Genomic DNA, 14,923 nt, shown 5'->3' on the forward strand with positions numbered 1-14,923 from the left:
GACGTAATGTATTAAAAATAGACAGTGCCAAGGTAACATAAGCAAATTGTGTTACCTTGATGTTGTCTATTTCATCGAGTTCTGGTATAACTTAGCCATTTATCTACGCTTTATGGATGTAGAAGATTTTTTAATTGCTATTCAATTGTTTGGCGATAGCCTCTATATGTTTTTTTCGCAGCCATTCACCAATTTCTTTCCCCTGCAATGTTTTAGGGACACCCTCCCCTTGAGGCAAGACCATTGCAGCCTTTAGTGGCCCTAATGTTAAGATTTTTAATTTGGCTGCTGTAATAATAAGATCCAATTCTTCAATTTTGAGAGAACCACGCCTTAAATTTCCAATCGTATCTACGATCTTCTCAGGAGTGATTTCTTCTAAAAAGCCTGAGATTTGATTAACTCTAAGGGCCGCATCCAGCCAATCACCAGGCAGAGTCATTCTCTGATTCCATCGTGCTAAACGCATTTGATCCATCACTAAACCTAGGGATGCAAATCGTAATTTAGAGCTTGATGTAGCTTTTGCCACTAAATTAAGCCCAGCCATTGCCTTTTCAAAATCGTCTACAGACAACTCTGCAATTTCTTGAAAGGTAACCTCCAATAACTGCGTTTCTGCCAGAACTTTAAAAAATCGACCTGGTTCGGATGCCTCTGCTAAAACCTTGCCCAATTCCGCAATCATCCGTTCCACAGGCTCGTGAATCAACTCTTCCTTGACATCCCTGGCAAAAAGCAACGTAGCTGGATCTATTGCAAAACCAAACCGAGCGGATTGACCAGCAAGACGCAGAGCGCGCATTGGGTCATCGGAGAAATGCTGACTAGTCGCCCGTAATACCTTAGCCCTTATATCTTCTTGCCCTTGGAAAGGATCAATAATTTCTCCTGTTAAGCTATCTTGCGCCATGGAATTAACGGTAGTATCTCGTCTAAAAAGATCTTCCTCAATGGTGATCTTTGGCTTGGCTGATACTCTAAATCCTTTATAACCGCTGCCGACTTTCCACTCTGTCCTGGCAAAGGCGACTTCACGCTTTATACCGTCTATCGCCAGGCGAAAAACCGGAAAGGACTTACCACATTCTTCCGCCTTGGGAAATAGCATTTTAAAATTTTTCTTAACCATACCAACAACACTGAAATCAATATCTTTTGGTGTGATGCCCATAAAACTGTCCCGGACACAACCACCGACTCTAAACACACGCCCACCATTTTCTGCAATGATTTTGGCGAACTCTCTCTCTGTTAATACATTATCACTCATGATGTCTTCTTTCTCCTTTTATCTCCCTAAAAAATGCTGACACGTCCTTTAAAAAATATAAAACCAATCGAACCACAAAGACGCAAAGTTACACAAAGGATCTATTTCAATGTATTTTTAATGTTTTTTGTCATTGCGAGCATAGCGAAGCAATCCCCTGCTTGTCAGAGATTGCTTCACTTTGTTCGCAATGACAGATTTAGGCGCCCTATTAAATCCTCGAAAAGTTCACTTTTTTTGTTGTATATATTTTCCCCTTTATCTTTGTACTTTGAAGCGCCTCTATTACAAGGTCGCCTTTATCGGCGAGAATTTCAACGTAGGAACAGGTATCCTGGACATCAATAATACCAATATCATTGCCGCTAACGCCTGAAATAGCAGTGATTGCTCCTAGTATATCTCCTGGGCGCATCTTCGTCTTTTTCCCTGCATTAATCCGAATTCTCGTAATCTGTCTGTTTAACTTTTCACTTTTATCAATCTTTAATGCAGGCTCAAATCCATCATGAATACTAGAAATCAGCTGTCTCTCTTCTACTTCTGCCATCGTTGGCAGCTCTTTTTTCGGTATCTTATACTGAACATATTCCTCTATTCTCTGCAAATCCCTATATTCCATTCTCGTTACAAAAGTAATAGCTGTGCCTACATTCCCAGCCCGCCCTGTCCTGCCAATTCGATGTACGTAGCTTTCATTATCTAGTGGCATGTCATAATTAACCACAAGGGATATATCATCAATATGGATACCTCTTGCCGCCACATCCGTCGCAATCAAAAACTGAAACTCCCCTCTTTTAAAACTTTGAATGGAGTCCAAACGATCTCTTTGTTCCATACCGCCATGCAAGCTTCCGCAAGAATAGCCTTTCTCTTTCAACTTTGTCAACAGCATTTCCACCTTGTCTCTTGTATTGCAAAAGAGAATACAGGTGCCCGGTCTTTCTATCTGTAGTACTTGCGTAATCAGAGTAAGCTTTTCATTTTCTTCTACGCTATAATACCATTGTCCAATGTTCTGTAAACTATGATTTTCTGAATCAATTTCTACTTTTATCGGATTCTTCATATATTGCCTGCATATTTCCTGAATCTTTTCAGGCATGGTAGCAGAAAATAACATGGTAACCCTATCGTCGGGCAACATTTTTATGACAGCTTCCACCTGCTCAATAAAGCCCATATCCAGCATTTTATCTGCTTCATCAATAATCAGGTACTGCACTTCTTCTACATTCATACTTTTTCTTTCCAGATGATCTAAGGTTCTCCCGGGAGTACCAACGATCACATGCACTCTTTGCTTCAATTCCCTTTTTTGTATTTCCATTGATTGCCTGCCAACAACAGCAGCACATCTGATTCGTTTAAATCTGCCGATATTGGCAATATCCTGTTTTAACTGTACTGCCAATTCTCGTGTTGGCGTAAGAACCAGCACTTGAGGATTTTTTTGCTCTACTCTTATTTTTTCACAAATCGGGATAGCAAAAGCAGCTGTCTTACCGCTGCCCGTTTGGGACCTCACTATAATATCTTTCTGGGCAAGAGCCAAGGGTATGACTTTTTCCTGAACCTTAGTAAGTATCTCGTACCCTAATCCCTCTAATGCCTGTGCTATTTCTTTACTAAGAGCATACTTGTCCACACTTTGTTCGTCCATATAATTTTAAAACCTCATTTTTTCTTGAATTATAGTATCTCTACCCTACTTATCCTACCTATCATAGCATAGCTTTGAGTAATATAGAAAATGATCCCTACAAGTAGAGATCATTTTTATGATATTTATATGATTATCTTTTATTGCATCCCTTGGAAACCATATTTAGTAAACACTGCCATCCCATCAGAACTCGTCAAATATTGTAAAAATGCTTCTGCTTCTTTAGGATGCTTAGCACTACTCACGACAGCACCTAGAAATATGATTGGTTCATGGCTATTCGCTGGCGCTATGGCAGCGACTTTTACTTTGTCGCTTGCAGCTGCCACGGTAGAAAAGACAATTCCAGCCTCTACATTCCTTGTCTCCACATAAGTCAATACGCTATGAATGTCTTTAGGCATTACAGCTTTTTCTTTCACAGTTTCCCATACTTGTAATTTTTCTAGTACCTGTTTGGCATATTCCCCGGCTGGTACTGTCTCCGGCACACCCATGCCAAAGCGGGTAACACTTGCGTTAGTCAAATCTTGAAAGCTGTGCAACTCAAGTTGAGAAGTCTCAGGTACAATCAATACCAATTGGTTTCCGACTAAATTCTTGCGCGTAGCAGGAATAATTAGATTCTTTTTTTGCAATTCATCCATTTGTTTACTAGCAGCGGAAATAAATAAATCCGTTGGTGCCCCTTGCTCTATTAGAGTTTTTAATGCCCCTGAAGACGCCAAGTTAAATACAATTTTAACAGGATGATCCGCTTCATATTTTTTTTGAATTTCCTCTAGAGCATCTTTAAGTCCCATAGCTGCCGATATATTGATTTCTACCAGTTGATCTGGAGGAGGCGCAGGAGCCTCTGTCTTTCCACAGCCAGATAAAAGCATCATAGTACATACTAAAAGACATAGTTTGGTATATAGCCTATTCATTGACAACATGCATTCCTCCTTATTCATTGACTGCTTAATTACAAAGTGAAAGTCCATTATCAGAAAATATCCCGTTTAAGTGAAATTGAGATGGATTTATTAAATACGTTCAATTTTACAAGTGAAATCCAATGGAGCAGCATATAATACAGCGCTCAAGACAATTAGATCGACAAATTCTGCGAAATCCTTCACCCGAGATGCTCCTATGCCTCCAGCAACACCAACTTTTAATCGTGGGTTTAGTGTTTTAAGTTTTTGCACTACCGTTTGCAGTACCTCTGGTTCAAAATGATCGAGCAGGATAACATCGGAAAAGCTAGCACATTCATAAGCCTCCGCTTCATTACGCGGTTCAATTTCAATTTTATGATGAAAAGATTTTATATTCGTCGGCAGTTTCCCAAGCACTCGCAAATGATTTTGCGTAATCAATACCGTATCGCTCAAAGAATTACGGTGATATAATCCGCCCCCATCCTGAACCGCCTCAATTTCTTCTTGCCTCATCCCCAGGTGAGCTTTACGGCAGGCAACGACTATTTCAATCTCCGGATTAACCTGCCTCGCCGCACTCACAATGTTGTGAGTCTCAGTTGCAATCGCACAAAGAGCAGTGAGATACGTCTGACTAATCCGCCACATTTTAAACAATGTCTTTAAATCACCAACGGCTTCAATTAAAATATCGCCCTGCTTTACTAAAACACCTGGTTCTTGATAGAATGAGACTTGCAATTTTTGTCTTTCAAAGAATTCTTTGAGACGAATTGAGCCAGTTATCACGGCTTCCTCTCTTGTGATAAATTGCAAGCGCCCCAGTCCCGCTATGCCTAATAATTCTGTGGTAATATCAGCGTAAGGGCAATCTTCCTGTAAACCAATTTCTAATGGATAGATTTGCATGATTTTTCCTCCTATACCTTCTCGTTATTCAATCTAAATTTATTAAAAAACAACCATTTTTGAATGAACTCTGTCCAAATTTGTAAAATAGTTATTGTAGATTTGGATTGCCCGTTGTGAAATTATTAAAAATAAGATATGCTGTAAGCACTAATATAATGTAATTATGAGGTGAAACTACTTGTCTGATACTATATCGTACACCCCCGAAGAAGTAGCCAAAATACTCAAACTATCACGTTTTACGATCTATGAATTTATCAAACGCGGCGAATTAACCGCGTATCATATCGGACGCAAGCTGCGTATAGAAGCATCCGATTTAGATACTTTCATGAAAAAAGCGAAAGGCACTCCTCAGCCAGCCTCACCACAACCTACTCAACAAATGATTAATGTTCCTGTTTCTAGTCAGGATGGCTTGATCATTTATGGACAGGATGCTGCTCTTGATGTATTAACGCGTCATCTGGAAAAAAAGATGCCTCATGTTAGGTTTCTGCGTTCATACAACGGCAGTATGGATGGCCTAATTGCCCTCTATCGTGGTACAGCTAATTTGATTACCACTCACCTTTGGGACGGAGACACGGGAGAGTATAATACGCCTTATGTGCGTCACTTATTACCTGGTCAACGGGCTCTGATTATTAATTTAGTATATCGCCAAGAAGGCTTTTATGTAGCCCTAGGTAATCCTAAGAATATAAAAGACTGGCCCGATTTACTGCGATCTGACATTCGGTTCATTAACAGAGAACGCGGCTCCGGTGCCAGAGTACTGCTTGATGAGAAGTTTCAGCAGCTCAAGCTTGATCCTAGAGCCATTTCAAACTATAGCCAGGAAGAAACTAGTCATCTCGCCATCGCCAGCGCAGTTGCTCGAGGTGAGGCTGATGTTGGGTTAGGTATTGAAAAGGCGGCGATGCAGGTACAGAATGTCGAATTTATTCCCTTGCAAAAAGAACGTTATGATTTAGTTATGTTACGACATGATTTAGAGAAACCTCACTTCCAAGCCTTGATATCAATACTGCGTTCTTCTATATTCCGCAATGAAATCGCAGGTATGGGCGGCTATGATGTATCGCAAATGGGCGAAATAATGGCAGAACTGTAATATTTCATGTTTTTACAAAAGAAGTACCGGCTGAGAACGTAATAATGTTCAGCCGGTACTTCTTTGTACACACAATTTGGTTGCATTTCCACCAAACAGTATTATATTAAACTTAACCCAATTATAACTCACTGATATATATTATTCAATCCTTTTATAATATAAAAACAAAGACTTTTATATTGACTATGGTATCGTTTTGTAGTATTTTAATTATAAAGTTCACTATTACTTTGCATATATCCTGTTATTATAGTCATTGCTTTATTTAATATAAAAGATACGATGTTGTATCAACTAATCTAGTTCTGTTGGGCTATGTTAGTTGTTTTTTTATAGAGTGAACTATTCAAATTAAAAATTGGGGAGGAAAATTCAATGAAAAAACATTTGTTATTATTTTTAATGGCAGCCTTACTAATAATAGCTGCAATAACTACAGGATGTGGTGGCGAAAAAACAGCAACTCCAGCCACACCACCGCAGAAAGTTGAGCTAAACGTTTCTGCCGCTGTCAGTTTAAAGGATGCTCTTGCTGAAATCCAAAAGAATTATGAAACAAAAAATGCCAATGTTAAGCTAATCTATAATCTTGGAGCCTCAGGTGCTTTACAAAAGCAAATCGAACAAGGTGCTCCCGCTGACATTTTTGTGTCCGCAGCACCAAAACAGATGAATGACTTAGAAGAAAAAAACCTGGTGAATAAGGCTACACGTAAAAACTTAGTAGAGAACAAACTCGTTGTGATTGTTCCTACAGCCTCCACCCTCAACATCACAAAATATGAAGATTTAACAAAGAACGACGTTCAAAAAGTAAGTATTGGTGAAACAGGATCGGTACCAGCAGGACAATACGCACAGGAAGTTCTAAAAAAATTGGGAATCTGGGATAAAATACAAAGTAAAGCGGTCCTTGCCAAAGATGTTCGTACCGTCTTAACCTATGTGGAGACAGGCAACGTAGAAGCGGGTATCGTTTACAAAACGGATGCCGTATCCAGTGACAAAGTGAAAGTCGCAGCTACTGCACCAGAAGGATCTCACCAGCCAATTCTTTATCCAGCGGCAGTTTTATCAGGAACTAAGCAAGAAAAAGCAGCTACCGATTTTCTTGCCTATTTAAGCACTCCGGAATGCAAAACCATCTTTGAAAAATACGGTTTTACTATGAGTAAATAATCAGTTATAAACGCACTAACGATTACCGTCAGGACATTGTGAAAAAGGACGTTACGCAAAGAGCGATAGCATATTTCACTTTCCAGATATAAGCAATCCTTCGTGCGTTTTATATAATACAAATTTAATAAGATGGTGCAGGTGAAAACGTATGGTCGAATGGCAGCCCGTTATTCTTTCAATCAAGGTTGCATCTATTTCAGTGCTCTTTGTATTTTTTCTTGGCGTATTATCGGCTTATGTCATGCGCAGCACCGATATCCCAGGCAAAGCAGCCCTCGAATCTTTGTTTACTCTCCCTTTGGTCTTGCCTCCTGTCGTCATTGGTTTTTTACTGTTAATCTTAGTTGGTAAACAAGGACCGGTAGGAATTCTTCTAACGAAATATTTTGACATGCAAATTATTTTTACGCAATCTGCAGCTGTTCTGGCAGGTACTGTTGTATCCTTTCCGCTAATGTACCAGAGTACTAAGGCAGCCTTTGAAGGTATCGATAAAACACTAGAAGATGCTGCCCGTACTTTAGGAGCTAGCGAATGGCGGGTATTTTGGACGGTTACCATACCATTATCCTGGCCGGGACTAGTATCCGGTTTGGTACTATCCTTTGCAAGAACCTTAGGAGAATTTGGCGCTACCATTATGATTGCCGGTAATATCCCCGGCAAGACACAAACCATTCCATTGGCAATTTATTTTGCCACAGAATCAAATGACTTAATAACAGCAGGGATGTATGTAATCATTATCAGCGTAATCACCTTTTCTATTATTTTCGGATTGAACCATTGGAAGGGAAAAAACATTACTTTGCACTAAAAGGAAGGAACACGTTCATGCTAACAGTAGATATCAAAAAGAAATTATCTGATTTTACCCTAAATATCTCATTTACTGCTCCGAATAAAACCATTGTTTTATTCGGTCCTTCCGGCTGCGGTAAAACAACCATCTTGCGCTGTATTGCAGGTTTACTGAAACCAGATGAAGGCAGTATTGTTTCTAATGATACTGTTTTTTATTCTTCCACGAAAGCTATTCATTTACCACCTAAAAAGAGAAATGTCAGCTATATGTTTCAGGACTTCGCACTGTTTCCCCATATGAATGTTAAGCATAATATTTGGTATGGAGTAAAAACTCCCAGCCAAGAGGCTAATGAATTATACGAAAAGCTGATTACTTTATTAAAAATCGAACATCTCCCCCACCGCTCCATAAGCCAATTATCTGGCGGTGAAAAACAACGTGTGGCTATGGCTCGTGCATTAATGGCTGAGCCTCAGATCCTTTTACTCGACGAACCCTTATCTGCTCTAGATGCCCAAAGTCGCTACGAATTGCAGGATGAACTAAAAAGACTGCAGGAAATCTGGAACATTCCCTTCGTCCTTGTCACCCATTCACCAGAAGAAGCCCAGGCAATAGGCAGTGAAGTCTTATTTCTCCACCAAGGGCAGCAAGTGTCTGAGCCACCACCTTCTTGGAATATGAATGCCAATGGTAAACCAACTAGGAGTTCTTTTCAATATTTTTATTAGTCCATAACAAGAGAAAACTCTGATACATCCTTTAAAACATATAAAACGAATCGAACCACAAAGACGCAAAGGACACAAAGGGTTTATTAGAATTTATTTTTTGTGTTCTCCTTTGTGTGCCGCAAAGCGGCATTGTGTCTTTGTGGTTCATAAATTTCATATTTCCCTCCAACCAGATACTTACTAGCATATAAAAAAGAAGACGATTCGTAAAAATCGCCTTCTTTTTATATGTAAAATTATTATTTTATGATCATAACTTCTGTGGACTTGATCAAAGCAGTGACTTCATCACCCACTTTTAATCCCAAATCATCAATGGAATCTACAGTGATCGTAGAGACAATTTCGTCACCTTTATAGTCAACCACAACTTTGGCCATTACAGCGCCTTTAACCACTTCTTTGACAATGCCTTGCAATTTGTTTCTGCCGCTAATTTTCATAGTAATATCTCCTCTCTTAATATGTACTCGCCTGAAAGTGACAGGCTTTCTTATTCCAAATTTTAGCATTATTCTACATCATATTCAACATAAATATACCTAAAAAAAGTAATTTATTTGCTTATATTACAACTATTTTCCCACTCTTATTATTATCAGTTTATTTCTTCCAACGCCATTGGAATTTCATCAATTCGTCCACCACTGCGCAACACTTCTCGAATGGCTAACATCTTGCGATCGATTGCCGTTAGCAGAATTAAATTCCCTCGCTCTTTTTCAGATGTTAAAATAACCTTACTGATACCCCCATTCTTAATCACAATCCGTTTATCCCCCATTAATGCCAATATAGGATCATGAGTTGCCATTAATACGATTTTTTGCTTATCGATTAGCAGCCGCAAAGCATTTTGACGATCAATACCGGCATTTTCGATTTCGTCAATCAATACAATGGGGGACGAACTTAAATAAGCTGTATCGGCAATCATTAAAGCCCTAGACTGACCTCCACTTAAGGAGGTAACAGGTGTATCAGGGTTAAATTGTTCTCCGGCCAATTCATTGGCTTTGGCGATAATATGACTGGTTACTTCTTCTATATTCTCCAGCATCCTGCTTTCTGCATGCATACTGACAAATTCTTCTACAGATAGATCCATAATAAAATTCATATTTTGAGAAAGCTGGGCTACTAGCTTATGTTCAACAGAAAATCGGCATCTCATATCAGGCAGCTGTCCATTGATCAATATTTTGCGATTGGTCGGTGTATCATGTTGTGCTACCCATTCAATATCAGCAAGTAATCGGCTCTTGCCGGAACCAGTAGGTCCCACAATGCAGACAATTTCTCCCGCATGTATCGTTAGTTCTATGTCTTCGGCTTTTCCCTGCTTGTCCCTGCCGCCTATAATAGTAATGGACTCAATTTTAACCTTATCTTCTTTTAATTTTTCCATTTGCAGCATAAAAGAAAGAAACTGCTCTAGAAACTCTTGTCGACCAATCCCTAAATCTTGCAGCGTATCTTCCTCTATTGCAGCGAAATAAGTCCCAACAGAAGACTCCTCACTTTGCTGAAGATTTGGCAGCGACGAAAAAAAATCCGTCGCATAAGGATATGAACTAAACAATTCTTTTACTGTCATTACAGACAAACGATCCCACATGACAACCCCACCTTCCTAATAACAACCTACCTTACTACTATGCGATCTACTTCTAGCTAAGATCCATTTTGCGAACATTACCCATTTGAAAGTTCTGCCCGATACGAGTTTGTCCCAAGCAATAGGAACAAGTAGCTGCCGGCATGGAAAAGCGCAGATGATAATCTGTAAGGCTATCCACACCTTGAGCTCCTTTAAAGAGTTGACCAACTTCCCTAGCCCCCTGACCAGTAATACCATTTACATGGACAATGATTGCACTTGGATTTGCCTGCTTCACCCGAAAAGCAAAGACCTCCCGCTCCGCTTGGGAAACAATATCACCTTTCGTTATAATGACGATATCGGCTAATTTCAACATGGGTCCGACTTTTCTTGGGGTATTCACACCGCTCAAATTGTCAATCACGCAAACTGCCATGACATCACGAATATGAGGAGAACACCGATTGCACAAACCAGCACTCTCCGTAATTAACATATCTAAATTATTTTTTTGCGACCATGTTAAGCAATCCTGAACATTACTTACAAAAAAATGATCTGGACAAAGATTTCCCGACAGACCAATCTTTGCCTCGATGCCTTTTTTTTGATAGAGAATCTGATCCTGGGTAGACAAGCAATCAAACTTGATCACACCCACTTTCAGCGTTTCTTCCTGGAGAGTTTCAATGATCTTTAACATAACGGAAGTTTTCCCCGCCGAAGGTGGTCCGGCAACAGTAATTAGCTGCATACTTCTTTTCCTCCCTCACGATATACCCGCATAAAGGTATCATTCATGGTTTCCACGAGATATTTCATATCATTGCTTTTAATAAAATCCCAGCCCAGCCATTTTAATTTCACATGTTCAGGAAGGTTCACTTTTACATCCCCATGGGTCGCCGGGAAATAAGCTTCTGCGCAAATCCGTGCAATTTCTGGACCGGTCAGATACTCCGCTAATTCTTGCAGTTCTTGCATTTTATCCGCTTTGATCAATACAGATATGGGATAGGTTAAGATTCCATCTTCGGGCCATAGGATTCTTATATGGTTAGACTCCTTCATAGTTTTGTAAAAAAAGTAAGGCATAATATGAATGGGCGGCACATCTTTGCGGCTGCTGGTAAGCTCTTTTACCATTTGTGCCGGATGGAGTCCATACTTTACGGACCGTCCTAATTGCTCCACTCCCGCTGCCCCATAATCTTTATAATAGTTAAGCTGCACTACATCACAAAACGTGTCGCCATGACCACGCATCACTACTTTATTTTCATATTCAGGTTTTAATAAATCTCCCCAGGTCTTAGGCATAGGAATACTTCCTAAGCGATTTTTATCCACTACCATAACAAGAACATTGGCACCAATCACTGTAAAATGTCCATCAGGATCAATGATACCAGCCTCAGCCAAACGAGAATTTACTGGACGATTGATCACGTCAGCAAAGACTCCTTTGGCAACAAAACGATCCATGAATTTTTTATAAAAAAAGCCATAGCCAGCAGTCATGATGATATCAGGTATTTCATCAGCCTCTTCAAAATGCTCCAGATAATCTTCATAATCTAAATGATCATTAAAAAAGGATTCGATGCAGTAATTCAGGGGCAGATTTTTTTCTTCACGCAAGTAGTCCAGAAATAATTTTAATTCCCCTTGCATGGGAACTTTTAATGGGCAAGGCAATAGGGACAGCATATTTAAGTGGTTTGAGTCATTTTCAAGCACTGTAGTTTGTAAGTTCTTATATCTGCCCGTTTCTGCAATTTTTCCTTGCAGCAGCTTCATAAAAGATTCTTCGTTTATATTTTTACTTTTTAAGGCCGTTTTTAACTTTAATACCACTCCCAACTGCTGTATTACCGTATCATCAGCAAAAATGGAGAAACCATTATTAATAAATACCTCCCGTGTTTCAGGATAGTTCTTAATAATTTCACCAATTGTCATCGTCAGTTGTATTTGCTCCATATCCTTCCCTCCCTTTTCCTATCGCATCATTTACAGAATATCCGTTTTTCTAGTTTTACTAACTTTTTTCTCTTACCTAAAATTAAAACCGGTTCAAGAGTGCATCAGCACATCCGACCGGTACGTCATTGTACACAAAGGATGATTTTAGTTTATTTTCATTATACCCATATGTTTCATCGCTTTCAATCTATTTATTCCCATAGAGAAGCCAACATCCTGCTGCACAGCAAAATGTTGGCTTCTCTATGTAGACTAAAAAAAGAGATCAATGTTTTTAACCGCAGAGGCGCAGAGAACACAGAGGAGCGTACTCTGCGCCTCTGCGGTTAAATCCTTCGTTCCTCTCTTTCCTTCTATAAAAACATCTCTGACAATAACAGAGTCTCTATCATAGGATTACTGTGCTTCGCCATTAAACAATTGATTAGCTGCCACCGCGTTTTCTTTCGCTGTCATGTCCTGTGGCGTTAGCCGATAAACTGCAACCCCATTCCCATCCATTCCCGATCGATACTTCTCAATCAAAGTGCTGGTTAAGGGATGGCTGTAATATTGGGGCATAAATTTTTCAAGCAGTTTCTGGAGAACTGCGGCAGCCTCTTCAGAATCAGTCACCTTTGCCACCTGGCCGAAAAGCATTACGCTCATATAGGATGTATCAGCATGGCAGGGAACCGGATCCATCACAGTCCCGTGTTCTTTATAGATTGTGAAACTAACAGGGGGATTTTTGGAAAGGATACTTACCTTTTTCCCTGAACCCATGCCGTGAAAGTAAATAGAGCCGTTGTGCCATACATAATTCACTGGAACGGCATAGGGCAAACTATCGCTGATCATTCCCAGTACCCCTGTTCTTTCTTGTAAAAGAAAGGTTTCGATTTTATTTTGATCTGTGCAATTTCTCTTGGTATAACTAACCTGATGCATCAAAGCTCCCCCTCTCGATCCATTTTTTCCAGTTGTGTAAGAAACTGATTCATCCACTTATTATTTTGCTCGATATATTCAGGGTGAGCTAGGAGCTCTTCCGGCGTCTGCACATAAAGATCCGATATCATTTCGTCGCGGCAATTTTCCACAAGACCTTCTATGATGGACAATGTGTTCTCCATATGATATTGAAATCCAAATACTCTTTTTTTATAAATGAAGGCCTGATGTCTGCAGGCTTGACTTTGGGCAATACACTCTGCATCTTCCGGCAGAACGCTGAAGGTATCCCCATGCCACTGAAATACGACTGACTGCTCAGGAAAAAAAGAAAACAAAGGTGATAACCGCGCTGCTTCACTCAAGCGGATAGGAAACCAGCCAATTTCCTTATAAGGGTTTTGCGTAACCTTGCCGCCTATCGCATCGGCAATCAATTGACCTCCCAGGCATAAACCAATAATTACTTTACCAGATGCAATAGCTTCTCGGATGAACGCCTTTTCAACGGCAAGCCATGGATATTTCTCTTCTTCATAGATATTCATTGGACCACCCATGACCACAAGCCAATCAAAATCCTGCTGTTTTGGCAATGAGGCATTTTGATACAATTGTGTATTGGTTATAACATGGTCATTTTCTTTTGCCCATGTTAAAATACTGCCGGGATTTTCAAATGGAACATGCTGCAAATAATGGAGTCTCATGCTTGTTTCTATCCTTTCATAACTGAATTTAAAGAGAATATCATTCACCACAATCGCTACAGGTTACGTTCATATAACTGAACTTCGATTTTCTCACGAGAGGCACCGCATAAGCAGCGGGTTTGGTTATTCTATTCTGCAATAGTGCTATATACCCTTCCGGTAAGCCTTGCTCTTTTGCACCTTGTATAATGAAACTTAAATATTCTGCACTAGGAGACGTCTCTTCGCCACCTTTATCTTTTTTATAAATCACAGCATCAATTGCTCTTTGCTCACTATCGATTACATCCAAGGGATAGTGAAAATACTGTCCTGTTCCATCAAAGCGGGCATCTACATAAAAGTCTAGCTGCTCCCAATCAGAAAACTGTAATTCATATAACACGCCCCAAACTTCCGAATCAAGATCAGTAACGACCGTTTCTTGTCCTCCGTCCCATATGGCAGAATATCCATAAAATTCGACTCTGTACCCAGGTAAACGAGCAATTCCAAGTACTTTAGGGCTCAAACATCGTTGCTTCATTTGCGCCAAATTCATATTCGAACCATAGGCGAAATAATGATGAGCAATATTTTTCATATTTTTCTCCTCTTTTTTGTCACTACTCTTTCTTGTATTTACTACTACATAGTCATTCGGCAAACTGATCCTACCACTGGACGATAAGGAAACAAAGGTCTATTGCTTGCCTTCGCAACTAAATCGGCTAATGAACCTAAATGACTTGCTTCAATGCCGCAATGATACCCATAAAATTTTTCCAAGGAAGCCACAACCTCCTCTAAGGATGCATTTCCCGCCCGTTCACCAATCCCTGCTAAGGTAAAATATAGTTGATGCAGCTCTAAATCAGATAATGGTCTTTTTTGCACAGATGCGAGTCTCCTGACTTTTTCTATTGAAACACCATCATTTGGCAAATAACCCAGTGATACATCGATATTTGCGATTCCATATTTTTTCAAAATCGGTATCATCAACTCAATAGCATCCATTGATGTACCTAAGCGTAATGCTTCATTGATCGTCTGATCAGACACCATAACCATCTGTCTCATTT

Annotated in this window: 16 protein-coding genes; 4 read left to right on the forward strand and 12 right to left on the reverse strand. The window is 39.8% G+C overall.

The features are described from left to right. Window positions 1-130 precede the first annotated feature (130 nt). The 4 genes from LMF89_RS17655 to LMF89_RS17670 all read right to left on the reverse strand — a co-directional run bounded on the left by LMF89_RS17655 (window position 131) and on the right by LMF89_RS17670 (window position 4,777). Window positions 131-1,273, reverse strand: coding sequence for a tRNA nucleotidyltransferase/poly(A) polymerase-related protein (locus tag LMF89_RS17655; RefSeq protein ID WP_229536218.1), 1,143 nt, complete (start codon window positions 1,271-1,273; stop codon window positions 131-133). A gap of 211 nt (window positions 1,274-1,484) precedes the next feature. Next, window positions 1,485-2,939: a DEAD/DEAH box helicase gene (locus LMF89_RS17660; RefSeq protein ID WP_229536219.1), complete on the reverse strand. Its 1,455-nt coding sequence runs from the start codon at window positions 2,937-2,939 to the stop codon at window positions 1,485-1,487. 140 nt (window positions 2,940-3,079) lie between these two features. Beyond that, window positions 3,080-3,880, reverse strand: coding sequence for a molybdate ABC transporter substrate-binding protein (gene modA, locus LMF89_RS17665; RefSeq protein WP_229536220.1), 801 nt, complete (start codon window positions 3,878-3,880; stop codon window positions 3,080-3,082). Window positions 3,881-3,970: 90 nt separating this feature from the next. Continuing rightward, on the reverse strand, window positions 3,971-4,777 hold the full coding sequence (locus LMF89_RS17670) for a beta/alpha barrel domain-containing protein (RefSeq protein WP_229536221.1): 807 nt from the start codon (window positions 4,775-4,777) through the stop codon (window positions 3,971-3,973). Between the two features lie 181 nt (window positions 4,778-4,958). Here LMF89_RS17670 and LMF89_RS17675 point away from each other — a divergent pair, with 181 nt between their 5' ends. From LMF89_RS17675 to LMF89_RS17690, 4 genes are all read left to right on the forward strand, one after another. Beyond that, window positions 4,959-5,897, forward strand: coding sequence for a substrate-binding domain-containing protein (locus LMF89_RS17675; protein WP_229536222.1), 939 nt, complete (start codon window positions 4,959-4,961; stop codon window positions 5,895-5,897). 378 nt (window positions 5,898-6,275) lie between these two features. Then, window positions 6,276-7,079 carry a molybdate ABC transporter substrate-binding protein gene (modA, locus tag LMF89_RS17680; RefSeq protein ID WP_229536223.1) on the forward strand — a complete coding sequence of 268 codons (804 nt, stop codon included), beginning with the start codon at window positions 6,276-6,278 and terminating at the stop codon, window positions 7,077-7,079. A 151-nt stretch (window positions 7,080-7,230) separates the two neighbouring features. Next, window positions 7,231-7,899 carry a molybdate ABC transporter permease subunit gene (gene modB / locus LMF89_RS17685; RefSeq protein WP_229536224.1) on the forward strand — a complete coding sequence of 223 codons (669 nt, stop codon included), beginning with the start codon at window positions 7,231-7,233 and terminating at the stop codon, window positions 7,897-7,899. Window positions 7,900-7,916: 17 nt separating this feature from the next. Beyond that, window positions 7,917-8,621, forward strand: a complete 705-nt coding sequence (locus tag LMF89_RS17690) for an ATP-binding cassette domain-containing protein (protein WP_229536225.1) — start codon at window positions 7,917-7,919, stop codon at window positions 8,619-8,621. A 242-nt stretch (window positions 8,622-8,863) separates the two neighbouring features. On the opposite strand, the gene LMF89_RS17695 is transcribed toward LMF89_RS17690, so the two are convergent. From LMF89_RS17695 to LMF89_RS17730, 8 genes are all read right to left on the reverse strand, one after another. Next, window positions 8,864-9,067, reverse strand: coding sequence for a TOBE domain-containing protein (locus LMF89_RS17695; RefSeq protein WP_007931475.1), 204 nt, complete (start codon window positions 9,065-9,067; stop codon window positions 8,864-8,866). Window positions 9,068-9,222: 155 nt separating this feature from the next. Beyond that, a complete protein-coding gene (locus LMF89_RS17700) occupies window positions 9,223-10,242 on the reverse strand; it encodes an ATP-binding cassette domain-containing protein (protein ID WP_229536226.1) in 1,020 nt (339 codons plus the stop codon). A 52-nt stretch (window positions 10,243-10,294) separates the two neighbouring features. Further along, on the reverse strand, window positions 10,295-10,981 hold the full coding sequence (locus LMF89_RS17705; RefSeq protein WP_007955691.1) for a GTP-binding protein: 687 nt from the start codon (window positions 10,979-10,981) through the stop codon (window positions 10,295-10,297). Then, on the reverse strand, window positions 10,972-12,210 hold the full coding sequence (locus LMF89_RS17710) for an ABC transporter substrate-binding protein (protein WP_229536227.1): 1,239 nt from the start codon (window positions 12,208-12,210) through the stop codon (window positions 10,972-10,974). The genes LMF89_RS17705 and LMF89_RS17710 overlap by 10 nt, the downstream gene beginning before the upstream one ends. Before the next feature lie 399 nt (window positions 12,211-12,609). Then, a complete protein-coding gene (locus LMF89_RS17715; protein ID WP_229536228.1) occupies window positions 12,610-13,143 on the reverse strand; it encodes a pyridoxamine 5'-phosphate oxidase family protein in 534 nt (177 codons plus the stop codon). Continuing rightward, complete coding sequence (locus LMF89_RS17720; RefSeq protein WP_229536229.1) at window positions 13,143-13,856, reverse strand: type 1 glutamine amidotransferase; 714 nt, start codon at window positions 13,854-13,856, stop codon at window positions 13,143-13,145. The genes LMF89_RS17715 and LMF89_RS17720 overlap by 1 nt, the downstream gene beginning before the upstream one ends. A gap of 40 nt (window positions 13,857-13,896) precedes the next feature. Beyond that, entirely contained in the window at window positions 13,897-14,442 is a 546-nt protein-coding gene (locus LMF89_RS17725) for a gamma-glutamylcyclotransferase family protein (RefSeq protein ID WP_229536230.1), read from the reverse strand. Window positions 14,443-14,486: 44 nt separating this feature from the next. Beyond that, window positions 14,487-14,921 carry a hypothetical protein gene (locus LMF89_RS17730; protein WP_229536231.1) on the reverse strand — a complete coding sequence of 145 codons (435 nt, stop codon included), beginning with the start codon at window positions 14,919-14,921 and terminating at the stop codon, window positions 14,487-14,489. Between the last annotated feature and the right edge of the window lie 2 nt (window positions 14,922-14,923).

It is taken from the genome of Pelosinus baikalensis, from assembly GCF_020819555.1.
Taxonomy (GTDB): domain Bacteria; phylum Bacillota; class Negativicutes; order DSM-13327; family DSM-13327; genus Pelosinus; species Pelosinus baikalensis.